The organism is Limnobacter parvus (assembly GCF_024623725.1).
GTDB classification, from domain to species: Bacteria; Pseudomonadota; Gammaproteobacteria; order Burkholderiales; family Burkholderiaceae_B; genus Limnobacter; species Limnobacter parvus.
On sequence record NZ_JANKHG010000018.1, the window covers coordinates 264,208 to 286,269 of the forward strand.

The 22,062-nt window shown below is 54.8% G+C and carries 19 protein-coding genes; 6 read left to right on the top strand and 13 right to left on the bottom strand.

Annotated features, from left to right (window positions below; translation table 11 throughout):
- Positions 1 to 16: 16 nt before the first annotated feature.
- The gene (zwf, locus tag NSP04_RS11710) at positions 17 to 1,483 is read right to left on the bottom strand and encodes a glucose-6-phosphate dehydrogenase (protein WP_257512535.1); all 1,467 of its coding nucleotides are present in this window, start codon (positions 1,481 to 1,483) and stop codon (positions 17 to 19) included.
- Positions 1,484 to 1,590: 107 nt separating this feature from the next.
- Here zwf and edd point away from each other — a divergent pair, with 107 nt between their 5' ends.
- The 3 genes from edd to NSP04_RS11725 all read left to right on the top strand — a co-directional run bounded on the left by edd (position 1,591) and on the right by NSP04_RS11725 (position 5,058).
- Positions 1,591 to 3,384, top strand: a complete 1,794-nt coding sequence (edd, locus tag NSP04_RS11715; protein WP_257512536.1) for a phosphogluconate dehydratase — start codon at positions 1,591 to 1,593, stop codon at positions 3,382 to 3,384.
- 15 nt (positions 3,385 to 3,399) lie between these two features.
- On the top strand, positions 3,400 to 4,062 hold the full coding sequence (locus NSP04_RS11720) for a bifunctional 4-hydroxy-2-oxoglutarate aldolase/2-dehydro-3-deoxy-phosphogluconate aldolase (protein ID WP_257512537.1): 663 nt from the start codon (positions 3,400 to 3,402) through the stop codon (positions 4,060 to 4,062).
- Positions 4,063 to 4,191: 129 nt separating this feature from the next.
- Positions 4,192 to 5,058, top strand: coding sequence for a leucine-rich repeat domain-containing protein (locus tag NSP04_RS11725; RefSeq protein WP_257512538.1), 867 nt, complete (start codon positions 4,192 to 4,194; stop codon positions 5,056 to 5,058).
- A 66-nt stretch (positions 5,059 to 5,124) separates the two neighbouring features.
- On the opposite strand, the gene NSP04_RS11730 is transcribed toward NSP04_RS11725, so the two are convergent.
- From NSP04_RS11730 to def, 11 genes are all read right to left on the bottom strand, one after another.
- A complete protein-coding gene (locus NSP04_RS11730) occupies positions 5,125 to 5,367 on the bottom strand; it encodes a BTH_I0359 family protein (RefSeq protein ID WP_257512539.1) in 243 nt (80 codons plus the stop codon).
- 89 nt (positions 5,368 to 5,456) lie between these two features.
- Complete coding sequence (locus tag NSP04_RS11735; protein WP_257512540.1) at positions 5,457 to 5,864, bottom strand: GTP-binding protein; 408 nt, start codon at positions 5,862 to 5,864, stop codon at positions 5,457 to 5,459.
- Positions 5,861 to 7,321: a TrkH family potassium uptake protein gene (locus tag NSP04_RS11740; RefSeq protein ID WP_257512541.1), complete on the bottom strand. Its 1,461-nt coding sequence runs from the start codon at positions 7,319 to 7,321 to the stop codon at positions 5,861 to 5,863. Before NSP04_RS11740 ends, NSP04_RS11735 begins: the two co-directional genes overlap by 4 nt.
- Positions 7,322 to 7,336: 15 nt before the next feature.
- Complete coding sequence (trkA, locus tag NSP04_RS11745) at positions 7,337 to 8,713, bottom strand: Trk system potassium transporter TrkA (protein WP_257512542.1); 1,377 nt, start codon at positions 8,711 to 8,713, stop codon at positions 7,337 to 7,339.
- A complete protein-coding gene (locus NSP04_RS11750; RefSeq protein WP_257512543.1) occupies positions 8,710 to 9,432 on the bottom strand; it encodes a response regulator in 723 nt (240 codons plus the stop codon). The genes trkA and NSP04_RS11750 overlap by 4 nt, the downstream gene beginning before the upstream one ends.
- A 17-nt stretch (positions 9,433 to 9,449) precedes the next feature.
- Positions 9,450 to 11,723: a sensor histidine kinase gene (locus NSP04_RS11755; RefSeq protein WP_257512544.1), complete on the bottom strand. Its 2,274-nt coding sequence runs from the start codon at positions 11,721 to 11,723 to the stop codon at positions 9,450 to 9,452.
- Positions 11,720 to 12,340 (bottom strand): DUF4390 domain-containing protein, encoded by a 621-nt coding sequence (locus NSP04_RS11760; protein WP_257512545.1) that lies wholly within the window; start codon positions 12,338 to 12,340, stop codon positions 11,720 to 11,722. Before NSP04_RS11760 ends, NSP04_RS11755 begins: the two co-directional genes overlap by 4 nt.
- Before the next feature lie 9 nt (positions 12,341 to 12,349).
- Positions 12,350 to 13,717, bottom strand: coding sequence for a 16S rRNA (cytosine(967)-C(5))-methyltransferase RsmB (gene rsmB / locus NSP04_RS11765; protein WP_257512546.1), 1,368 nt, complete (start codon positions 13,715 to 13,717; stop codon positions 12,350 to 12,352).
- Positions 13,714 to 14,574, bottom strand: a complete 861-nt coding sequence (gene htpX, locus NSP04_RS11770; RefSeq protein ID WP_257512547.1) for a zinc metalloprotease HtpX — start codon at positions 14,572 to 14,574, stop codon at positions 13,714 to 13,716. Before htpX ends, rsmB begins: the two co-directional genes overlap by 4 nt.
- Before the next feature lie 96 nt (positions 14,575 to 14,670).
- The gene (gene fmt / locus NSP04_RS11775) at positions 14,671 to 15,654 is read right to left on the bottom strand and encodes a methionyl-tRNA formyltransferase (RefSeq protein WP_257512548.1); all 984 of its coding nucleotides are present in this window, start codon (positions 15,652 to 15,654) and stop codon (positions 14,671 to 14,673) included.
- 14 nt (positions 15,655 to 15,668) lie between these two features.
- Entirely contained in the window at positions 15,669 to 16,178 is a 510-nt protein-coding gene (gene def, locus NSP04_RS11780) for a peptide deformylase (protein ID WP_257512549.1), read from the bottom strand.
- Between the two features lie 83 nt (positions 16,179 to 16,261).
- Between def and dprA the strand changes: the two genes are divergently transcribed.
- On the top strand, positions 16,262 to 17,359 hold the full coding sequence (dprA, locus tag NSP04_RS11785) for a DNA-processing protein DprA (protein WP_257512550.1): 1,098 nt from the start codon (positions 16,262 to 16,264) through the stop codon (positions 17,357 to 17,359).
- A gap of 121 nt (positions 17,360 to 17,480) precedes the next feature.
- Positions 17,481 to 20,069, top strand: a complete 2,589-nt coding sequence (locus tag NSP04_RS11790; protein WP_257512551.1) for a DNA topoisomerase III — start codon at positions 17,481 to 17,483, stop codon at positions 20,067 to 20,069.
- Between the two features lie 33 nt (positions 20,070 to 20,102).
- On the opposite strand, the gene mnmC1 is transcribed toward NSP04_RS11790, so the two are convergent.
- Positions 20,103 to 21,515, bottom strand: coding sequence for an FAD-dependent 5-carboxymethylaminomethyl-2-thiouridine(34) oxidoreductase MnmC1 (mnmC1, locus tag NSP04_RS11795; protein ID WP_257512552.1), 1,413 nt, complete (start codon positions 21,513 to 21,515; stop codon positions 20,103 to 20,105).
- A gap of 113 nt (positions 21,516 to 21,628) precedes the next feature.
- Between mnmC1 and NSP04_RS11800 the strand changes: the two genes are divergently transcribed.
- Complete coding sequence (locus tag NSP04_RS11800; RefSeq protein ID WP_257512703.1) at positions 21,629 to 22,057, top strand: YeeE/YedE family protein; 429 nt, start codon at positions 21,629 to 21,631, stop codon at positions 22,055 to 22,057.
- The last annotated feature ends 5 nt before the right edge of the window (positions 22,058 to 22,062 follow it).

Below are 22,062 nucleotides of genomic sequence, written 5' to 3' on the forward strand. Positions count from 1 at the left end.
CCTTGTCAGATCAGAATCAAAGCCCGTCTTCTGACCAAATTGCACCTGCCCGCATGGCCATTGCAGTGGCCGATGATGGGCCATAGGTGCCACTGGTGTAAGGCACAGGTTCCATGCCATGGTTTTTCAAATCATTCAAAATGCGGTCTACAAATTCCCACTGGGTTTGTACTTCGTCGCGGCGCAAAAACAAACCCAGGCGACCCCGCAAAATGTCGGTGATCAAACGCTCGTAAGCATCGCGCACCGGAATGCGCCATGTATTGAAAAAATCCAGGTCGAGTGACACTGGCTTTAAGCGTTCACGCTCGCCCGGTGTTTTTGCAAGCAGTTTCAATTCCAGTTTGTCTTCGGGCTGCAAGTGAATCACCAACTGGTTGCCCACCCACTGCCCACCCACCGGTTCAAACAGCGGCTTGGGCACATCGCGAAACTGAATCACGATTTCAGCGAAGCGACGGGGCATGCGTTTGCCTGTTCGCAACAGGAAAGGCACACCGGCCCAACGCCAGGTTTGCACTTCGGTGCGAAACGACACATAGGTCTCTGTGGTGGAATTGGCTGCCACACCTTTTTCATTGCGGTACTTGGGCACAGGCTGGCCTTTCACATACCCCTCGCCATATTGACCCACCACAATTTCCGGAATGCCGGTTACCTGCGGCACTTTCAGCGAACGCAGCACCTTCAGCTTTTCATCGCGCAGTGAATTTGCTTCAAGGCTGACAGGTGGTTCCATGGCCACGGTGGCCAGCAATTGCAGCATGTGGCTTTGAACCATGTCGCGCAGCGCACCAGCGTGTTCATAAAAACCGGCCCGGTCTTCCACACCCAAATCTTCCGCCACCGTAATTTGCACATGGGCCACGTGTTCGCGCGTTAGCAATGGCTCGAAAATTCGGTTTCCCAAACGCAGCGCCAGCAGGTTTTGAACCGCCTGTTTGCCCAAGTAATGATCAATGCGATACACCTGCGATTCATCCAGCTTGGCGGCCACTGCTTCTTCAATCAAGGCTGATTCTTTGGCGTTGAAACCCAATGGCTTTTCCAGCACCAAGCGCAGCTTGGCCGGGTCGCGCACGGTGGGTATGCAGTTAATCAAATCGATAAAACGGGAAGAAGGCAGGGCGGCGTAATGCACCACCGGTTCGGGGCTGCCCGCCACAGCGCCCGCCATGGCAGTGCAAGAGTCTGCGGTGCCCAGCACCACTTGCAAGGTGTGCAGGTAGGGCAACAAGGCCGGGATAGATTCACGTGCGGCTTCATCGCCGGCGGCAGCCAGGAATGCATCGACCTGTGCCAAGGCATCCGCAGGGCTTAATGCATCGCGTTGTGCGAAGATGATCTTTGATTCAGGCGAGAAATAACCCGATTTGGCCAGGTGGGCCAGGGCGGGAATAATTTTACGCTTGGCCAAATCGCCACCCGCACCGTGCAACACAAAGGTGAAAGCGCCCACGGGCAGTGGAGAATTGTCGGTCATATTGGCTTCCAGAGTGGCTGAACGAATTGGTTACAAAAATTGATTACTTATTGTAATTATGTTACAAACATTGAACCTCTACAAGCAATCTTAACAAGGTCTGTGCAATGGCAACCACACTACACCCCACATTGCTGAAGCTTCGTGAACGCATTGAAAAGCGATCAGCAGCGACGCGCGCGGCCTATTTAAGCAACTTGCCACAAGGGCCACAAAACCGCACTGCGGTGGGTTGTGCCAATTTGGCCCACACCACGGCAATTTTTCCCAGCCCCACCAAGCGTGTTATTTCACTGCACAAGTCGCCGCACCTGGGCATTGTGACTGCCTACAACGACATGTTGTCGGCCCACCAACCCTTTGCACTTTACCCGGAATTGATTGCAAAACACGCCCACGCATTGGGGGCCACCACACAGGTGGCTGGCGGCACGCCCGCCATGTGCGACGGTGTAACCCAGGGCCGCGAGGGCATGGAATTGTCGCTGTTTTCACGCGATGTAATTGCGCTTTCCGCTTGCGTGGGCTTGTCCCACGATGTGTTCGACGGCGCCATTTTGCTGGGTGTATGCGACAAAATTGCACCTGGCTTGCTAATCGGTGCATTGGGCTTTGGTCACTTGCCTTTTGTGTTCATTCCCGCCGGCCCCATGGAAACTGGCTTGTCGAATTCTGAAAAAGCCAAAACACGCCAGCTGGCTGCACAAGGCAAAGCCAGCCGCGAAACACTGTTGCAATCGGAAGAAAAAGCCTACCACAGCCCTGGCACCTGCACCTTTTACGGCACAGCCAATTCCAACCAGTTGATGCTTGATTTCATGGGCTTGCAATTTCCGGGCGGTGCGTTTGAATTGCCCAGCAGCCCACAACGCCAAGCCTTGATTGCAGAAAGTGTGCGAGCGCTGGAAAGCGCCACACGCAACCCGGCCTTGCAACTGGGCACACTGGTTGATTCGCGCTGCCTGATGAATGCACTGGTGGGCCTGATGGCTTCCGGCGGTTCCACCAACCACACCATTCACTGGGTTAGCGTGGCGCGCGCTGCGGGTTATTTAATCGACTGGACCGACCTTGAAGTGATTTCAAGCGTCACCCCATTGCTGACCCGTGTGTACCCCAACGGCACTGAAGACGTCAACGCGTTTCAGGCAGCAGGCGGCACGGCAGGTTTGCTGGCCACGCTGATTGATGGCGGTTTTGTGGATGGTGAAGCACCCACCGTGTGGGGCACCAGCATGGCCAACACGGTGGCTGAAGTGCTGCCCACCGCAGAAGCATTTTCAACACGCCCGCCAGGCCCTTCGCGCAACCTTGAGGTGCTGCGCCCCTACACCGATCCCTTTCAGCCTGATGGCGGTATTCGCCTGATGCAAGGCAATTTGGGCCGTGGCGTGTGCAAAATTTCAGCTGTAAAAAAAGAACACCGATTTGTTGAAGCACCCTGCCGCGTATTCACAGACCAGCACCAGGTCATCGATGCATTCGAGCGCGGTGAGTTTACGCAGGCTTTGGTGGTGGTGCTGGCCCACCAAGGCCCACGCGCCAATGGCATGCCGGAACTGCACAAGCTCACGCCCATTCTGGGTGTATTGCAAGACCGCGGCCTGCCCGTTGCACTGGTGACTGACGGCCGAATGAGTGGCGCTTCCGGCAAAGTGCTTTCCGCCATTCATGTGTGCCCCGAAGCCAAAGCCGATGGCCCCATTGCACGCCTTCGCGATGGCGATGTGGTGCGCGTGGATGCCCATGAAGGTGTGCTGCACACCACCGCTGATTTAAGCCAACGCGAACCCATGCCCACACCTGCCCAAGCCGTAAGCCACGGGCGCGGTTACTTTCAGGTGTGGCGCAACACAGTCAGCAGCGCCGAAGAAGGCGCAAGCAACCTGTTCACCGACTAAAACTGGAGCATTACAATGATTCACAACCCAACAACCCGAGCTGAACGAACCCGCGATTGGCTACAGCAAGGCGTGCTGCCCGTGGTGGTTATTCCCAGCGTGAAGCAAGGGCTGGAAATTGCCGAAGGCCTTTGTGCGGGCGGAATTACTCAAATTGAAATTACGCTGCGCACCCCCGAGGCCCTGCAAGCCATGGGTGAAATCGCCAAGCGATTTCCCGACCTGCGCGTGTCAGCAGGCACCGTGCTAACGCCCACCCAGTTTGACCAAACTGCCGACTTGGGTGCAACTTTGTTCATATCGCCCGGCTTAACGGAAGCACTAGCGGAACACGCCTTGAAAAGCGGTTACGCGTGGGTACCCGGTGTGGCCACCGCTTCAGAAATGATGCGCGCACTTGAATTGGGTTTTGAGTTGTTGAAGTTTTTCCCGGCCATGGCGGCTGGTGGCCCCAAGGCGCTGGCTGGTATTACCGCGCCCTTGGCTGCTGCACGCATTGTGCCCACCGGCGGCGTGACATTGGAAAACATGGCGCAATGGCGTGAAGTAAAAGCCGTGCAAGCCGTAGGTGGCACATGGCTTACCGCTGGGCTTGATCAGGTAAGCGACATAGCCAAGGTGGTGGAGCAGCGTGCAGCGCTGGCACTGGCCGCCTGGAACGGCCTGATTCAAGCCTAGTCAATTCAGCGTGAACCATTTAGCACCAGTTGCTACCAAATGCTTTACACGCCTGCCAACCAACGCGCCAAAAGCACCTCTACGGGTTTCATGTCGCCATACGTTCAGCAGCAAAACTAGGTAAGCAACATGAACAACGGAATTGCAGCGGGTGGCTTGAACAACCTGAATCACATTCAACGCGCACTCACGGAAATTGACACCGGCGCCGACGCAGATCATCAAATTCATCTCCATGAATTTTCCCGTCAGCTCAATGAGTGGAGCCAAAACGGCTTGAACACGGAGTATCGATTAGAGACAAGCCAGCGTATTCTGCGCTGTTTTACACAACGAACGACAAATCTTGATCTGGGCCGACTTGGGCTGCGAAGCCTGCCTGACTGCCTAAGGCATTTAACCCAGTTGCGAACCCTGGATGTGAACGGCAATCGTCTTGAGTCATTTCCAGATTGCCTGCACTGCTTGCGAAACTTGACCGTTTTAAGGCTGTGTGGAAACCGGCTGCAAACACTTCCTGAGGACTTCTGGAAGAATAAAATCATGCTGCACGAACTTTCAGTTCAAAACAATCGCTTGACCTCATTTCCAGTTCCGCAGGGTAGGTTGTTCGCGCCGGGCTTGCTGGGCGGCCCCCAGGTTTATGGTGTCAACCTGGCCGAGCAGCCTCGAGTTCACAGAATTGAACTGGGTGGCAATCACCTGACCTCCTTGCCCATCGACATTCAACTGCTGCGCGGCTTGAGAATACTCGACCTGAACCACAATGAATTGAACGAATTGCCAGGCAGTATCTGGCAACTTTCAAATCTTCACGAACTGGATGTGTCTTACAACGAATTAAACGACATACCCGAACCCATGCCTGCCAGGTTGACAGAGCACATGTTCAGAAACCGTGGAAGATTGGTGATAGATCCTGTAACCGCGAACACGCTGAACCGGTCGATATTCCGTCTTGTTCCAGTGGTCGTGATGCATCCGGGTCAGGAATAAACAGGAAGTGGGGCCGACCTGTTTGAACAATTGGCAGTTCACAGGGTCGGCTAATTTGGGCTTTAATTAGTGCAAAGTAACAGGATGCTGCATCCAGGGTTTGTAGCCTTCAATAAAGGCTTCAATGTCGTCGATATCGGGTTCTTGGGCGGCAAGGTATTTCACCTCTTCGCGGAATCGTTCAGCCGCATCGCCCTGTAAAAACAGTTCACGCTGATTGTTCTTGTCCACGATTTCAATGCCAAGGCTGGGTTGCCCCTCGCTCATGACCAAATCCACCACACAGTAAAAGGGGCTATCAATCATCATTAACATCGCAAACCTCCAAATAATACTTTCAGGTTGAATATGGTGATCTATCTAGCAATTTCAAGGCCACGCACCGGGCGTTGAACCCCCTAAGCAACTTCCTCCACAAGAGTTATATCGGCAAACCAGTCATTCCATTGAGGCTCTTTCAATAACTTTAACACTTGCTCAGGATGACTTTGGCTTTCCAGTTCGACTAACAATACATTCGGTTGGTTCAATCTTAAGGTACGAGCAAGGTGGGTTGTAAGCACCAATTTGGAGGAACAACACAAGCAACCCGGGCTTAAGCGAAGCACATGTATGCCACGTGCCTTGCGATCTTCATCTGCACGAAACAGCTCAGCCTGCACTTGCACAGATGCACGCGAAAATATCTCAGCACTGGCCATCACGGTGATTTTGCCAGCGCCTGCTTGCTCAGCCAGCAATTGTTCAATTCGACGGGCACGGTATTCCGGATTTCGACCATGCACCAGGAAAGCGTGTGTTTTCATTTCCGCCAGAAAGCCGGAGTAAACAGCACCAGGATGGTGAACATTTCCAGGCGACCCAGCAACATGGCAAATGAACACACCCAGGTTTGAAAAGTACCCAATGCAGAATAATTGTCAACCGGACCAAAATTGCCCAGCGCGGGGCCCAGGTTGTTGATCATAGCAATGCCGGTGGTCAAGGCTGAAACTGGATCCAGCCCGGTGAAGATAAACAGCATCGTGATGGTGATCACACTCATGCCGTACATCAACATGAAAGCCAGCACACCAAAAATAACCTGTGAACTGACGGCAGAGCCCCGTATACGAACAGGGTTAATGGCGCGCGGGTGCAGAATACGCGACAACTCGCCTATGGCATGTTTGAACAGAATAACCGCGCGCAACATTTTGATGCCGCCGCCTGTTGAGCCCGCTGCGGTTGCAAACATACTTAAAAAAATCATTAGCAAAGGGGCAAACAATGGCCACTGGCCGTAATCAGTGTTTGCATAACCAGTGGTGGTGGCCACCGACACGGTGTTGAACAAAGCGTAACGAAACGCCTCGCTGAAAGTGGTGTATTCCTGGTGCGCCAGCAAGTACACCGTGATCAACAGCACCGCGCCAATGATCAACATGAAGAACCATTTCGCTTCCGGGCAATTCACATAGGGGCGAAAAGACTTGCCACGCCAAGCCAAAAAGTGGATGGAGAAGTTCACTGCAGCGATCATCATGAAGACCACCGCCACCATTTCAATTGCGGCTGAATCGAAGTATGCGTAGCTGTCGTCGTGCGATGAAAACCCGGACAATGACACAGTGGTACCCGTGTGCAAAAATGCATCCAGCCAAGTCATGCCCGCGAGTTTGTAGCTGATTGCACACGCCACCGACAACATGAAGTACACCATGTAAAGCGACTTGGCGGTTTCCGTAATTCTGGGGGTTAGTTTGCTGTCTTTCATTGGACCGGGGGTTTCGGCCTTGAACACTTGCGAACCGCCCACGCCCAGCAAAGGCAAAATGGCAACGGCCAACACCAGAATGCCCATGCCCCCCATCCACGACAACAGGTGTCGCCATATGTTAATACTGGCGGGCATGTCATCCAAACCACTCAGCACGGTTGCACCCGTGGTGGTCAGTGCCGACACCATTTCAAAGTAAGCATCCGTGACGCTGAGGTCTTCGAAGAACAACAGCATGGGAATGGTGGCAAATGCAGGTAGACCGGACCACACTGTGGAGACCAACAGAAATCCGTCACGCGGCTGAAGTTCACGCCTGAAGCTGCGGGTTAACAAATGGGCAGCCACGCCGATTCCGAAAGTGATCAGAAAACCAATACCAAAGGCCCGCACCGTGGGCTCGCCGGTGATGAAGGCATAGGTCAACGGCACCAGAAAAGCCACTGAGAACAATGCCACGGCAAAACCCAATACACCCAGCACTGGAAACAGGGAATTCCTCATGCCGAGCGCACCACTTTAAATGAACCCCACGCCGACCTGGAACAGCTTTTCAACTTGCGGCACCAGCTTGCGGTTTTCTACAAAAGTAATGATGTGGTCTTCCGGTTCAATCACCGTGTCGTGGTGCGCCATAATGACTTGTTCGCCCCGAACAATTGCGCCGATCACGGCACCCTTGGGCATGTCGATTTTATCGATTGAACGGCCCACAACCTTGGATGATTTTGAATCGCCATGGGCAATGCTTTCAATGGCCTCAGCCACACCGCGACGCAACCTGTGAACAGCCACCACGTCGCCACGGCGAATGTGTTTCAGCAGTTCACTCAGCGTGGCATTGGACGGCGCCAAAGCAATGTCAATTTGGCCACCCTGCACCAGTTCGGCATACACCTTGCGCTGAATCAGCGCGATAACGCGGCGGGCGCCCATGCGTTTGGCCAGCAACGATGACATGATGTTGTTCTCATCGTCATTCGTCAGCGCAATAAAAGTATCCACGTCTTGCACGTTCTCTTCGGCGAGCAGGTCTTCATCTGTGGCATCGCCATACAGCACCAAAGTGCGCGAGCCCAATTGGTTGGCCAGGTCTTCGCAACGCTTGCGATCAGAATCAATTACCTTCACCTGGTAATTGTCTTCCAGGCTTTTGGCAAGGCGAAGGCCAATGTTGCCACCGCCGGCAATCATGACTTTCGTGACCGGTTTGGACATGCGGCGAAGTTCAGACATGACCGTGCGAACATGCTCGGTGGCGGACAAGCAAAACACCTCGTCGCCGGGCTGAATCATGGTGTAGCCCTCAACGGCCACAGGCTGGTTTTCGCGGAACAGGGCAACAATTCGAACATCCACTTTGGGAAGGTGTTTACGAATGTCTTCGATGGGGTGTGAAACCAAAGGGCCGCCTGCATAAGCACGAACAGACACCAAAGTAACCTTGCCGTCGGCAAATTCAAGCACCTGCAGGGCGTCGGGAAATTCAATCAACCTTTCAAGGTGATCGGTTACGCTTTGTTCGGGGCAAATGACATGGTCAACATTGAAACCATCGTCGCCGTGCAGGTTGGCCTGTTCCATCATTTCAGGCGAACGAACCCGCGCAATTCGGCGGGGTACATTGAACATCAAGGCGGCCATGCGGCAGGCGACCAAATTGGTTTCATCGCTGCGTGTTACAGCCACCAACATGTCGGCGTCTTCCGCACCAGCTTGTTTCAACACCCGTGGTAAAGCGCCGTTGCCCGCTATGGTGCGCAGGTCGTGACGATCTTGAAGGTCGGCCAACACCTTGGGGTCTGGGTCAATCAGGGTGATGTCGTTGTGTTCGGACACCAGGCTTTCTGCGAGGCTTGACCCCACGCGCCCGGCACCGACGATGATAATTTTCATGCGATATTTTTTCGCGCTGTGCGGCCCACTTCAACGCCCAGTTGCTTCAGTTTTCGATACAAGTGGGTGCGTTCAATGCCCGTGCGCTCGGCGAGACGAGTCATGCTGCCGTTTTCCAGGCGCAAATGGTATTCGAAGTAAATGCGTTCAAATGAATCGCGTGCATCGCGCAGTTGGGCATCCAGATCGAGCGTGGAAAGTTCTGCCAAGGCTTGGCCCAATGGGCTGGAATCGGGTGCAGATGAGGCACCTGCAGCACCTGCAATTAAACCTGCGCCACCACCGTTCACCGTACCGGGGACACCGTTTGTTTTGGGCTGAGACTGCATCAAGGCGCGGGCCGATTGAACCATTTTTCCGCGGGCCAAGCCCTTTTCAACAGCGCCCAGCAGCTTCTGCAAGGAAATTGGTTTTTCCAGAAAATCAAGCGCACCAATGCGGGTGGCTTCTACCGCGGTGTCGATGGTGGCGTGGCCACTCATCATGATGACCGGCATGGTCAACAGACCCTTCACTGACCATTCTTTCAACAGCGTCACGCCGTCTGTGTCGGGCATCCAGATGTCGAGCAGCACCAAGTCTGGTTGTTCCTGGTCGCGAAGCGTTCGTGCCTGACTCGCATTTTCTGCAAGCAGCACGGCATGCCCTTCGTCTCCCAGGATTTCAGATAAAAGTTCTCGAATTCCAATTTCGTCATCAACAACGAGAATGGTCGCCATGTTAGAGAGTTCCTTCTTTATGCGGCCTGACTATGTTCAGCATTGTTCAAGGCGTCTTGCAACACGGGGAAGGTTAACTCCACCGCTGCACCAACAACCCGCCCTTGTGCATCTACCCTGTTTCGAATGGCAATACGTGCTTTGTGTTCATCTGCGATTTTGCGCACAATCGCCAATCCCAAACCAGTGCCTTTGGTTTTGGTGGTGATATAGGGCTCGAACGCTTTCGCCAACAAATCCGGATTAAAGCCCGGCCCGTTGTCTGCCACCACCAACTTCACACCCACCAGGTGATCGTGTTCGCCTTCAGGCGCTTTCAATCCTTCGGTGCGCAACTCAACTCGCGGCGCGGCGCAATCAACACATGCGTCCAATGCATTTTGCAACAAATTATGGATCACTTGGCGAAGCTGCGACGAATCTCCAGCAACCAGCGGCAAATTTTCAGTTAATTTAGGCACGAATCGCGATTCCGTCTGTTCGTCAATACCCACATGCACATCGTACAGTGCCAGTACGTCCACCACCAAGTCGTTCAAATCAAGCGGCTTTAAATCGGCAGGTGGCAAGCGCGCATAATCACGAAAATCATTCACCAAGCGCTTCAACGATTCAACCTGATTCACGATGGTGCGTGTGGCGCGAAGCAAAATGCCCGATTCCGGTTCTTCGAGCTTGTCGGCCAGCTTCATTTGCAAACGTTCAGCCGAAAGCTGAATTGGGGTCAGCGGGTTTTTGATTTCATGCGCCAAGCGACGCGCTACTTCACCCCAAGCCGCAGTGCGTTGGGCGGAAATCAGCGCTGTAATGTCGTCGCACACCAGCACGTAACCGGCTTTTTCGCCGGGCAAACGCGAGCCTCGAACCAAAATGGATTTGGAGCTTTGCGAATCAAAGGCGCGCGGAATTTCAAGCTGTTTTTGCCAAATTCCACTTTCCTCACTGTCGGTGCCCTGATTGTCGGCCACACTGGCACGCACTGCCATGGCGAAGCCTTCAAGGCCGGGCATGTCGTCCAGCGGGTGACCCTGGTTTTCAGCCAGGGAACGGTCAAAAATTCTCAGCGCGCCATCGTTGTACATCTTCAAGCGCAGTTTGTGGTCCAGCACCAGCACGCCTGCCGACAAACTGGTCAGCAAACTTTGAAGAAAATCATTGTTGGCTGCCAGTTGATTTTGGTTGGCTTGCAAGCGGCGTTGCGCTTCCGACAACTGCCGGGTCATGGTGTTGAAAGAATCGACAAGTTCACGCAATTCATCGTCCGCGTTCACGGGCTGCATGGTCTTGAAATTGCCACTGGCCAATGCTTTTGTGCCTTCAGCCAGCCACAACAGGGGCGATGACAAACGCGATGACAACCAGAACGCCGCGGCCACCGACACAAAAACCGTAAGCAACAATGCCAGCGTTAGCGTGATGCCGTAAATTTTCCGCAAGCCAGAACGCGACAGCTGCAATTCCTGGTAATCGCGGTACACACTTTGCACAGCGTTGGCGCGCTGGGAAAGGGTATCTGGCACGGGGTGCATGATTTGCACATAGCGCTGACCCAGATCAAAGCTGGTCAAGGGTGGTGCAATCGGCACCACCACTCGCATGTAAAGGCGGCCATCGGGGTCATCCGGGTCGGGTTCAAGCTGCTGGAAAGGGCGAGTCATCAGCGCCTGGCGCAACATCACCTGGGTGGGCATGCTGGGCAGCAAACTGTCCAGTTGCCCGCCGGAATTGCCCAGAATTTGTCCTGTTTCAGTCAGCAAGGTGAGTTCTTGCACATTGGCTGCATCGCGCAGGCGCGGCAGTTCCAGCAACTGCTCACTGGGTGTGGCGCGCGACAATTCGATCGAAATCGACTGCCCTTTCAAGGCCAGTTCGTTGATCAAGCTATCGAGTGCGGTTTGACCCAAGTTCAAACCCGATTCAAGCGCGCCATCCACCCGCACATCGAACCAGCTGTCGATACTTTTTGCCAGAAACTGCACTGACACCAAATACAAGACAAAGCCGGGTATCAAACCCATGAGTGCGAACGACAAAGACATGCGCAACATAAGGCGCGAGCCAAACACACCGGCCCGGTAACGGCGCACCATGCGCACAATCAACAGTGCCAGAATACCAAACAGGCCAGCCGCAATTACGCCATTCAGGGTGATCAACAGCGGGTAATTGCTTTCAAAAAAATCGGTGTTTGACGAGGCGGAGGCCAACAAGAATAACAACACGCCACCCAGGCCACCCAGAATCAGCAGCGTGTAGCGCATCCACCGGGTATTTTCCAGCCAGGGGTTCATTTCCAGCTCTCGCGCTTGGGTGTGAACTCAAACACCAGCCATTCGGAGGATAAATCCCATTCGCTGTTTACCAATGCACTGATTTGAAATGGTTTGGGCAGCTCGGTCAACAAAAGTCGGAAGCGCACCTGCGCCGTGTATGGCTGACCAATTTCAATTCGGTCGCGGGGAATAACAGCCCAATCGCGCACCTTTACCATGTGTTGCATGGCGTCTTCAAGCGTGGGGGTGGTGTATGTGTTGTTGGGTGTCACCACCCTGTAGGTGCGGGTTAGGGCGTTGTAGGACAAATTCAGCGGGTAGGTCGTGTTGACCACCTCTTCGTCGATCCAGTACCAGCGCGATCGCATGAGCTGAAAATCAACTGTGAATTGCAGAGGCAGGCCACGGTCCACTGCTTCACGCAGCTTAGGGCCCAGCTCAATCTGGAATTCGGCCGCAAGATTCCACGCAGCTGCCGAGGACGTAGGCTTGCCAGGCTCAAGCTTCACTGCAGTGACACGGGTAAGGGAATCCTGCTGCGCCACCGCCACAGCCAGAATGCACATGAGCAACAGACCCACCAGCCCGCGCAAAATGACATTCCATGACAAGGCGTGGGCCCAGCTAGATTTCAAGGCACATCCTCAACTGGTTGTAGATTTTTCGAACTTGGCGAAAAAGAAGCCGTCTGGAGACGAATCGAAACCTTGGTCGGGATTACCAGAAACCGTTGGCAACACCCAACCCGGCGCAGTTTGCGCCAGGGCGTCGGGGTGATTCTCTTGAAAAGCTTTTGCCAACAGGGGCCCCTCTTCAGGAAAGATGGAACAGGTCACCAGCAAAAGTGTACCGCCCGGCTTCAGGGTAGACCACAAGGCATTCAATATTTTGTGTTGAATCTGCGACAACTTGGCAATGTCATCGGGTCTGCGCAACCAGGGAATGTCGGGGTGGCGGCGAACCACGCCTGAACCGGTGCACGGCACGTCGGCCAAAATACCGTCGAAGGGCACGCCATCCCACCACGTATCCAGCAGTTCGGCCTGGGCCACTTTCAAGCGCAAATCCCACTGCCCGTTTAAAGTTGGGGCAATGCGGCGAATGTTGTCTTCGACACTGCCCAGGCGTTGGGGGTTGGAATCAAGGGCCACCAATTCAATGTCAGCCAGTTCCAGCAAATGGCCTGTTTTGCCGCCGGGGGCAGCGCATGCGTCCAGAATGCGTTGGCCGTTTTTGGGGTTCAACAGTTGCGAGGCCAGTTGCGCTGCGCTGTCTTGAACCGACACCTGACCCAAATCAAAGCCGGGCAGTGAAGACACCGGCACGGGCTTGGCCAGCAACACACCCTGCTTGCCAATTAAGCTGGCTTGCATGCCTGCGACATTCAACTGGTCTGCATATGCCTGTGGGGTGCTGGTTCGGCTGTTCACACGAACCACCAGCGGTGGGTGGCTTTGCGCCTGCGTCAAAATGGTTTCCCAGTGATCAGGGTGGCTGCTCTTCAGCTTTTCAACCCACCACACAGGCAATTTGTGTTGGGCCAGCGGGTCTTCCAGCGCTTTGGTGCGCCAAGTGTTGGCGTCGCGCAGGAAGTTGCGCAAGCAGGCATTGGCAAGCCCCTTGGCGCGGGCAAACTGCTCGCTGCCGGTGCAGGCATACACCATCTGATCGACCACGGTGTGGGCTGGGTACTTGGGATTTTTGTCGTCCCACAGCAGACCAAAGCCCAAGGCCATCAGTTCATTTAACGGTTCAGGGCTTAGCAGGGTTTTACCGCTGATCAAGCGCGTAAGCACTTGGCCCGGACCCAAATTGCGCATGCCGAAGTAGGCCAGGTCCTGAATGGCGCCCAGCGCCTGTGGGCTTTTTACGCCTTTGCTTTCCGCGGCCAATGCCTGGTCCAGCGACCGGCCTTCACGCAACACTCGGGTTAAAACGGCGGCGGCTTTTAAAAGGGCAAAAGCAAGGCTGGCTTCGGTAAGCTTGGGCGGGGTGCTGTGAACAGGCTTCAACGTGGGCCGCCAGTGGACTGGGCCAGTTCCATTAAGCGGCGAATGCGTTCTTCAGTGGGTGGGTGGGTTGAGAAAAGGCCTGCCATGCCTTTGCCTGACAGCGGGTTCATGATCATCATTTGAGCAGTTTCCGGATGCGCTTCGGTGGTACGGAACGGAATGCCTTTGGCATACCGTTGAATTTTGTCCAGTGCACTGGCCAGAGCCGCTGGGTCGCCACTGATTTCAGCGCCTCCGCGGTCGGCTTCGAACTCACGCGCACGGGAGATCGACATTTGAATCAGCGAGGCCGCCAAGGGCGCCAGAATGGCCAGCGCAATGCTGGCAATCGGATTCATGGGCTGGCCATTCTCGCCGCGACCACCAAAGAACAGGGCGAAATTGGCCAAAGCGGAAATAGCACCCGCCATGGTGGCTGAAATCGTTGAAATCAGGATGTCGCGGTGCTTCACGTGGGCCAATTCATGGGCCATCACGCCTCGCAATTCGCGTGCTGAAAGCACCTGCAAAATTCCAGTGGTTGCAGCCACGGCAGCATTCTCGGGATTGCGCCCGGTTGCAAACGCATTGGGGGCCTGGTCGTTAATCAGGTACACACGTGGCATGGGCAGGTCGGCGCGCTGCGCCAGCTCGGCCACCATGTTGTAGAACTCGGGCGCATTGCTGGCATCGACTTCCTTGGCCTTGTACATGCGCAAAACCATTTTGTCGGAAAACCAGTAGGCGCCAAAGTTCATGGCCAGAGCCACGCCCAAAGCCAGCAACATGCCGCCACGGCCACCCAACATGCCACCTAACACCAGAAACAGGGCGGTAATGGCCGCCATCAGCATGAAAGTTTTCATCCAGTTGTACATGATTTTCGCTTCCCGACCGCGTTACGGCCTAGTGGTTTGAACAACTTAAAAATAAGGATTTTCTCTGCTTTTTCAAGCAAGTTTTCGAATACGCGACTAATTGGAGCTTGCTTCGCCGAATTGGTTTCCCGCCACCAAGCCCATGGCCTGAGCCACCTGTTGCGCAGGCTGGCGCTTGCTGCCCGCCTTTTGAAGGATGCGGATTCGCAGTACGCCTTGGCCACACTGCACTTCCATGCCTTGGAAATCGACCGACAACACCTCACCGGGCTTGCCCATAAGGCCTGCAACAGCCACGGTTTCTGAGTCGAAACACTTCAGCGGTTCGCCTTTGAACAGGGTATTGGCACCGGGAAACGGATCGAAGGCACGCAGTGTACGCTGAAGTTCAAGTGCGCTGCGGCTCCAGTCAATAATGCCCTCCGCTTTCGTAATTTTTTCAGCATAGGTAACGCCCACAGCAGGCTGCGGTACCAAGGGCAGGGTTTCAGCCTGCAAGGAATCGAGCGCTTCAACCAGCAGGTCGCCACCCAGCACAGCCAATTTGTCGTGCAGGGTGCTGGCGGTGTCAGTCAATTCAATGGGCAGCGCACGCCACAGGCGCACAGGGCCGGTATCAAGCCCGGCTTCCATTTGCATGATGCACACGCCGGTTTCGGTGTCGCCTGCTTCAATGCAACGCTGAATCGGCGCGGCACCGCGCCAGCGTGGCAACAGGCTGCCATGAATGTTCAGGCAGCCAAAGCGGGGCGCATCCAATACATTCTGGGGCAGTATCAAGCCATAAGCAGCCACAATCAGTACATCAAGCGGCTGGCCATGCACGGCGGTTTTGATTGCGGTCAATGCGTGTTCAGCTTCTTCACCTTTTTTCAGGCTGACAGGTTGAAGCACGGGCAAACCATGTTCAAGGGCCAACTGTTTTACAGGGGAAGCCTGCAATTTCATGCCGCGGCCGGCGGGGCGATCGGGTTGGGTCAACACCAAGTGCACCCGGTAGCCAGCAGCCATCAGTTTCCCCAGCGCAACCCGAGCAAACTCGGGTGTGCCGGCAAAGCCCACTTTCAGGGTTCGATTCATAGGGGGGCCAGCGGTCAAGCTGTTTGAAGCTTGTCTTGCTTCTTGATTTTGTTTTTGATTCGGGTTTGCTTGAGCTGCGACAGGTATTCAACAAACACCTTGCCATTCAGGTGGTCGATTTCATGTTGAATACACACGGCCAGCAGTTCATCGCAATCGATTTCAAACCACTCGCCTTTCACATTCTGGGCGCGCACTTTCACGGTGTCTGGCCGCTCTACCTTCTCGTAGATGCCTGGAACAGACAGGCAGCCTTCTTCGTACACCTTGCTTTCTTTGCTGGCGTCGATGATTTCCGGGTTGATGAAAACCGTCAGGCCGGAATTGTCGTCGGTCACATCGATCACGATGATTCGTTTGTGCACATTCACCTGTGTGGCCGCCAAGCCGACGCCGGGGGCATCGTACATGGTTTCTGCCATGTCTTGGGTCAGCTTGACAAGCGCGTCATCAAACTGAGTGACAGGGGTGGCAACCGTTTTCAAGCGCGGGTCCGGATAACGCAAAATTGGGAGTAAAGCCATGCTTTCAAAAACCTTCACTGTCGATACTTAAAAGGATATACCTTCTGTGGCAAAAATAGTTCGCAAATTCCATGGCAAGCCCCATGCATAATTTACTGGGTGCCATGAACCTGGCTTACAACACCACACTGAAAGCCCGCGCACGCCTTGAACTGGCCCAGCAGGGCCCAAGCTGTAGTTTACCTGCGCCTTGCGAGGCGGTCCGGCTTTGGCATGCCATTGGGAACGCTTGGTTGTTGCAAAGCAACAACCGGTTTTGGGTCAGCATTCACTGTGAAGACTATCCAAAAGGCCTTTTACAGCTGAAAGACCCGCCTTTAATTTTATTCGGAGAGGGTCAACGGCAACTGCTGAATGCGCGAGGTGTGGCGATGGTGGGCAGCCGAAATGCCACACGCACGGGCATCGGCAATGCGCATGGATTTGCCAAAGCCTTTGCACAGGCCGGTTGGGCAGTGGTCAGCGGGCTTGCTGAGGGCATCGATGGGGCAGCGCACGCAGGCGCGCTGGAGGCCAAAGGTGCAACCATTGCCGTGTTGGGCTGTGGGTCCGATGAAATATACCCCAAACACCATGCGAGTTTGAAGAACCAGATTATTCAGCAAGGTGGACTGGTGTTGTCGGAATACCCGCCCGGTACCGCGCCACAGCCAGCCTTCTTTCCCAGGCGCAACCGCATTATTGCTGCCTTGGCCGATGCCTTGCTGGTGGTGGAAGCGGCCTTGCGTTCAGGTTCACTGATTACGGCCCGCGTGGCCAGCGAGCTGGGCCGCCCGGTTGCCGCCATACCCGGTTCCATTCACAGCAGCCAAAGCAAGGGTTGCCACGCCATGATTAAAAAAGGAGCTCAACTAATAGAAACCGCGCAAGAACTGCTTGAAGAAACCCTGGCCAGCCTGCCTGAATCCAAAATGAGCTGTTTACCGTTGTTGTTGCAAGAAGATGACAGCCTTTGCCACACAGTATTGAACTGCGACATGGACACTGACACTGAACTGGACGAAAGCTTGAGCAGGGTGCTGGAATGCCTGGGTCACGACCCCCTGCACGCCGACACACTGGCGCAACAATTGGGTTTGAGTAGCGACGAAGCGTTGGCCGCACTGACCGAACTGGAGTTAAGCGGACTGGTGCTGGGTGAGAGCGGTAACCGTTGGGTGCGCACAAATGGTGTATGTTAAAAAAAGCAGACGCGGCGCCTGAATTGAAGATTGTTGAGAAAGCCTTGATTTGTTGGATAACACCCACTTACACTTCGGCGCACAAGGCCTTGAAATTACACACACTGACGAGTTGAACTAATTGAGTAGCGAAAACCCCAAAAAACTGATCATCGCGGAAAAACCATCTGTGGCTGCCGACATTGCGCGCTCGCTGGGTGGTTTCACCAAGCACGACGATTACTTCGAGAGCGATGATTATGTGCTTTCATCGGCAGTGGGCCATTTGGTGGAGATCAAGGCGCCAGAAGAGTTTGAAGTGAAGCGCGGCAAGTGGAGCTTTGCAAACCTGCCTGTGCTGCCCACGCACTTCGACCTGAATCCGATTGCAAAAACAGAATCGCGCCTGAAGGTGCTGAATCGTTTGATCAAACGCAAAGACGTGGTCGGCCTGATCAACGCCTGTGACGCGGGGCGCGAAGGCGAACTGATTTTCCGCCTGATTGCGCAATACGCGAAAAGCAGCAAGCCGGTTGAACGCCTGTGGCTGCAGTCCATGACACCGGCCGCCATTCGCCAGGCATTTTCAAGCCTGCGCAGCGACGCCGACATGATGCCGCTGGCCGATGCAGCGCGTTGCCGCTCAGAAGCCGACTGGTTGGTGGGCATTAACGGCACGCGTGCCATGACCGCATTTAACAGCAAGGAAGGTGGTTTTTACCTGACCACAGTTGGCCGGGTACAAACCCCCACGCTGGCGATTGTTGTGGAACGTGAAGAAAAAATTCGCAAATTCGTTTCCCGCACCTATTTCGAGGTGCGCGCCAGTTTTGGTGCGCAGGCCGGTGCCTATGAAGGCAAATGGTTCGACCCCGGCTTTAAAAAGGCCGAAGACCCCGAACAACGCGCCGACCGCATGTGGGATGAAGCCAAGGCCAAAGCCATTGTGGCCGCCTGTGACGGCAAGCCAGGCACGGTGGAAGAAGAAAGCAAACCCACCACACAAATTGCACCGCAGCTGTTTGATTTGACCAGCTTGCAACGCGAGGCCAACAGCCGCTTTGGTTTTTCAGCGAAAAACACGCTGGGCCTGGCCCAGGCACTGTATGAAAAGCACAAGGTGCTGACCTACCCACGTACCGATTCAAAGGCCTTGCCTGAAGATTACATGCCCACGGTGAACCAGACCCTGAAAAGCTTTGTGGGTTTGGAAACCGGGCACATTGCAGGGGCCTACGGGCAATTCTGCGAACAGATTTTGAAGAACAATTGGGTGAAGCCCAACAAGCGGGTGTTCGACAACAGCAAAATTTCAGATCACTTTGCGATTATTCCAACCCTGCAAGTGCCCAAGAATTTGAGTGAACCCGAAGCCAAGTTGTACGACCTGGTGGTGAAGCGTTTCCTGGCGGTGTTTTTCCCGCCTGCGGAATTCAATGTCACCACCCGCATTACTACGGTGGAAGGCCACCCCTTCAAAACCGAAGGCAAGGTGCTGGTGAAGCCGGGTTGGCTGGCCATTTACGGCCGTGCCGCGGCGGCGGCTGGCGACGACAGCTTGGTGGCTGTTGAAGCCGGTGAAAAAGTAAGCACCGATGAAATTGATGTGCACACCCTGCACACCAAGCCGCCCGCACGCTACAGCGAAGCCACGTTGCTTTCCGCCATGGAAGGCGCTGGCAAATTGGTGGAAGAAGAAGAATTGCGCGACGCCATGGGCACCAAGGGCTTGGGCACGCCCGCCACCCGTGCGGCCACCATTGAAGGTTTGATCAACGAGAAGTACCTGGTGCGTGAAGAACGCGCGCTGGTGCCCACCGCCAAAGCCTTTCAGTTGTTGACCCTGCTGCGCGGCCTGGATGTTGAAGAACTGACCATGCCGGAACTGACCGGTGAGTGGGAGTACAAACTTTCCCGTATGGAAAAGGGCGAGTTGTCGCGCGAGCAGTTCATGGAAGAAATCGCGAAGATTACACAGAACATTGTGGACCGCGCGAAGAATTACACCGAGGAAACCATTCCCGGCGACTACGCCACATTGGTAACACCCTGCCCGAACTGCGGCAGCGTGGTGAAAGAAAACTACCGCCGTTTCGCTTGCACGAAATGCGAATTTTCAATTTCCAAAGTACCAGGCGGACGTCAGTTTGAAGTTGAAGAAGTTGAAAAGCTGCTTCAAGACCGCGAGCTGCCGATGCTTGATGGCTTTCGCAGCAAAATGGGCCGTCCATTTGCTGCTGTGTTGAAGCTTAGCAACGAGCACAAACTGGAATTCGACTTTGGCCAAGCCAAAGACGACGACAATGGCGAGCCCATTGACTTTTCAGGTGAAACACGTTTGGGTCCGTGCCCCAAGTGCGCGTCCAATGTGTACGAGCAACCCACCAACTACGTGTGCGAGAAATCGACAGGCGCGGCAAAAACCTGCGACTTCCGTTCAGGCAAAGTAATTTTGCAGCAGCCCATTGAGCGCGAGCAAATGGAAAAACTGCTGCTGGAAGGCAAAACCGATTTGTTAACGCGCTTTGTGTCGTCGAAAACGCGGCGTGCGTTCAAAGCGTTTTTGGTGAAGAAACCCGATGGTGCAATTGGCTTTGAATTCGAAGCGAAAGCCGAGAAGAAGCCAGGTGCTGCCAAAGGTAAGGTTGCCGCGAAACCCACCGCTGCCAAGCCTGCGGCAACAAAAACTGCCACAAAAGCAGTTGCCAAACCCAAAGTCAAGGCAAGCTAATAAGCTACTTGATTGGTATTGCGCCTACTCAAATTACGCCCTGGCTGCCCGGGGTGTAATTTTTCCAAGCAACTTCGATTCAAATGCGTGGCCCGTGCAGTAATTCGCCACCTGCCAGCCGCCCAGCGCTGCCCATAGCAGGCCGCGTGATGCAAAGCCTGTGCTCATGTACACCCCGGGCTTGTTGGGCACTGGGCCAATGGCAGGAAGGCGATCGTGCCACACCGAGCGCACAGCGCAGCGGTGGTCAATCAGTTCACCCAATGGCCAACCTGGAAATGCAGCGCTGAAGCGCGCCATGTTTTCGGCATCAGCTTGGGTACTAGGAGTTAAATCCACCACAGGTCGTTCATAAGTGGCACCCAGCACCATCCAGTCGGTACCCTGAGGGGCAATGGCATAACTTTCACCCGACAACACCACGCCCGGTTGCGCCACACTGCGCAACTTGCTGATTTGCCCTTTCACACTGCTTACCTTTGCACCTTCGATTGGGGCCAGGTCAATAGACCCCTCGGCGCAGCACACCACCACCGCACTGTGTTGTTCGCGCAGTGCCTGCAAATTGGTCACTTTGCTGTTGAAGTGGGTGGTCAACAGTTCGCCGCATGCCTTCAAATTGGCGCGCACCCAATGTGCCGGTTTTACCCAGCCACCTTGCGGAAAGTAAAGTCCGCCCAGCGGCGTGGGCAGCAATTCATTGGGCTGTGCCCAACGCACCAGCGTTTCAGGAAAATTCAGCATGGCCAGGGTTTCCTGGGTGCGCTCGGCTTCATCGTGTGGCACGGTTTGCAAGTGCCCGGGCGTGGCCCAGTCTTCACCTTCTGCCAACAAACCCAAAGCACTTAGTTCTTTCAAGGCCTGCACGGTGTGTTGAAACCCCAGGCGGCTGAGTTTGGACAATGGTGAATCGCCCCGGGTAATGTGTGGGTGAAAGGCACCCACACAGTTGCCAGAAGCACCCGCAGCGGGCTCGCTGGCGCTGTCGTACAGGTGCACCTTCACACCCTTCTTACAAAGTGCCCAGGCCACGCTGCTGCCTGCAATGCCAGCGCCCACCACGGCAACACTTGCCGGTTGAATTGGCTTGAGCGCCTGCACTTTGATACGGCGGCTGTACAGGCGTTGCGCATCCGGATGCAGCACCGCATCAAACTGCCCGTTAAATTCCTGAAGACCCGCTTTCGCAGGGCCAACCCACAGGTGCAATTCAATGTTGATTTCAGGCAGGCTTAGGTAGTGAAGGCCGGGGGCGTGGCTGGCTGATTCTTCCAGCAAACCCAAATAGCGCAGTTGCGAGGCTGGCGCATGCCCGTCGGTTTGCGCAATTTTGCACAGGGCTTCGAATTGTTCACCTTGTCCAAAATCCGGATCGAGTGCAGTGAACACCCCTTGGCTTTTTAACCAAGCCGAGCGCACGGCATGAACGGTTTCTGGACAAAACATAAGGCTTGGTTGTGTAAAGCGGACCGAACATTGTAACGCAGGCCCAGATTGGCGACTGAATTCGGACCATGCTAATATGAGTCAATAATCATATACATTTGGGGTATTTTATGATCACTGTTAACTGGGACGCCTTTACCCCTTATCCAGCCTTGTTGGGCGGTGCGCTGATTGGTGTGTCCGCAGTCATGCTGATTTTATTCAATGGCCGGGTTGCAGGCATCAGCGGAATTCTGGGCGGTTTGCTAAAACCCCAAACCGATGAAACCCTGTGGCGAATCACCTTTGTGCTGGGCATGGTGGCAGCACCGTGGCTATACATCGCACTGTTGGGCCCTTTTGAATTTGAAAGCCCGCGCAGCACCGGGGCGTTGATCTTGGCTGGTTTGCTGGTGGGCTACGGCACGCGCTTGGGCTCGGGCTGCACCAGTGGGCATGGCGTGTGCGGACTTTCCCGCTTGTCGCCCCGGTCCGTAGTGGCCACTGCTGTTTTTATGGTCGCGGGTTTTGTGGTGGCCTCCGTGTTGATGCACGCAATTTAACTGGA

Excerpts from the sequence above, each read along its gene's own strand:
- mnmC1 (WP_257512552.1), bottom strand. The coding sequence starts at position 21,515 with ATGTTTTGTCCAGAAACCGTTCATGCCGTGCGCTCGGCTTGGTTAAAA.
- trkA (WP_257512542.1), bottom strand. The coding sequence starts at position 8,713 with ATGAAAATTATCATCGTCGGTGCCGGGCGCGTGGGGTCAAGCCTCGCA.
- dprA (WP_257512550.1), top strand. The coding sequence starts at position 16,262 with ATGCATAATTTACTGGGTGCCATGAACCTGGCTTACAACACCACACTG.
- NSP04_RS11720 (WP_257512537.1), top strand. The coding sequence starts at position 3,400 with ATGATTCACAACCCAACAACCCGAGCTGAACGAACCCGCGATTGGCTA.
- fmt (WP_257512548.1), bottom strand. The coding sequence starts at position 15,654 with ATGAATCGAACCCTGAAAGTGGGCTTTGCCGGCACACCCGAGTTTGCT.
- NSP04_RS11750 (WP_257512543.1), bottom strand. The coding sequence starts at position 9,432 with ATGGCGACCATTCTCGTTGTTGATGACGAAATTGGAATTCGAGAACTT.
- NSP04_RS11730 (WP_257512539.1), bottom strand. The coding sequence starts at position 5,367 with ATGATGATTGATAGCCCCTTTTACTGTGTGGTGGATTTGGTCATGAGC.
- htpX (WP_257512547.1), bottom strand. The coding sequence starts at position 14,574 with ATGTACAACTGGATGAAAACTTTCATGCTGATGGCGGCCATTACCGCC.
- NSP04_RS11725 (WP_257512538.1), top strand. The coding sequence starts at position 4,192 with ATGAACAACGGAATTGCAGCGGGTGGCTTGAACAACCTGAATCACATT.
- edd (WP_257512536.1), top strand. The coding sequence starts at position 1,591 with ATGGCAACCACACTACACCCCACATTGCTGAAGCTTCGTGAACGCATT.
- NSP04_RS11755 (WP_257512544.1), bottom strand. The coding sequence starts at position 11,723 with ATGAACCCCTGGCTGGAAAATACCCGGTGGATGCGCTACACGCTGCTG.
- def (WP_257512549.1), bottom strand. The coding sequence starts at position 16,178 with ATGGCTTTACTCCCAATTTTGCGTTATCCGGACCCGCGCTTGAAAACG.
- NSP04_RS11740 (WP_257512541.1), bottom strand. The coding sequence starts at position 7,321 with ATGAGGAATTCCCTGTTTCCAGTGCTGGGTGTATTGGGTTTTGCCGTG.
- NSP04_RS11735 (WP_257512540.1), bottom strand. The coding sequence starts at position 5,864 with ATGAAAACACACGCTTTCCTGGTGCATGGTCGAAATCCGGAATACCGT.
- zwf (WP_257512535.1), bottom strand. The coding sequence starts at position 1,483 with ATGACCGACAATTCTCCACTGCCCGTGGGCGCTTTCACCTTTGTGTTG.